Annotated in this window: 2 protein-coding genes; both read left to right on the forward strand. The window is 33.7% G+C overall.

Annotated elements, in window-relative coordinates; genetic code table 11:
- Nucleotides 1-408 (forward strand): hypothetical protein (locus AB4496_RS26730; RefSeq protein WP_372132935.1); only part of this gene is annotated, 408 nt, incomplete at its 5' end.
- A 112-nt stretch (nucleotides 409-520) separates the two neighbouring features.
- Nucleotides 521-1,104: HNH endonuclease (locus AB4496_RS26735; RefSeq protein WP_372132937.1), on the forward strand; the 584-nt coding region annotated here is incomplete at its 3' end.

Consider the following 1,104-nt stretch of genomic DNA (forward strand, 5'->3'; position numbering starts at 1 on the left):
CTAATACCTTCAAAAGAAGAAAAAAAACCACTTAACATAATATCTGAGCTAGTTGATTCGAACTCAGATACTAGTTCCAAACCGCCTACAAAGCTAATGCTTAAATATGACATGAATAGGATAGAAGGCTTGGAGTTGAGTGCATTGATTGAGGAGGTAAAAAGTAAGGGTTTTAGATACAGTAAAGAGCTATCTAATTACATTATTAGAAATAAGTTGAAGCAGAAATACCCCAACATATCTGGTGTGGTAAAAATGGAGAAATCAGGAGAACAGTGGAACTTTTCAGGAGGATTTCCAAAGCGAATTTATGGGATTATTTGTAGTGAATTAAACTTGTCTGATCAAGGTACTACTGCAAAAGCAGTTGGTTTCAAATCATTCAAAGAAATAGACGGCTTGTTTTAAATACGACTTATTAAAGAAGGGTAATTGCAACTCACGCTTCCAGTGAAATTGTGTTCTTATTTAACCCTAAACAATTGGGTAATAAACTTTAAAATTAATGGTAGGGAATTTATTGGCACGTTCAGAATCTAAGAGAAAGAAGCCTACAGAGAATATGGGGCTCATTTTATTCGATGAAGTTAGTGGCATTTGTCCTAAATGCACGAAGCCTCTTATGAAAAGAGGTAATGACCAAATGATTAAGCTATATGAAATCGCACATATTTATCCACATAGCCCAAGGCCACACGAGATATTACTCCTTAAAAATGAGGAACTTCTTAATGAAAATGTAGATCATGAAGATAATTTGATTGCACTTTGTCGCGACTGTCACAAAATTTTTGATACCCCTCGTACCATAGAAGGATATCGAGAGATTGTTTCAATAAAGCGAGAACTTCAACGGTTGTCAAAAATAAAAAATAGTTGGTTTGGAAATTCAATTGACGATGAATTAAACGAAGTTATTATTGCGTTAGCATCATATTCCGGCGAAGCATTAGAAGAACTTTCATTTAAGGCTATGAAGGTTGAACACAAGTCGGATGATACTTTACAAGTGTTAGTTAAACTTAAAATTACTAATAATATTAAGTATTTTTATCCGAAAATAAAGTTGAAGTTTTCAGAGTTAGATAAAAGAGCTCCATACAC

Origin of the sequence: Vibrio sp. 10N.222.46.A1, from assembly GCF_041473595.1 — a bacterium.
Classification (GTDB): Bacteria; Pseudomonadota; Gammaproteobacteria; order Enterobacterales; family Vibrionaceae; genus Vibrio; species Vibrio tasmaniensis_A.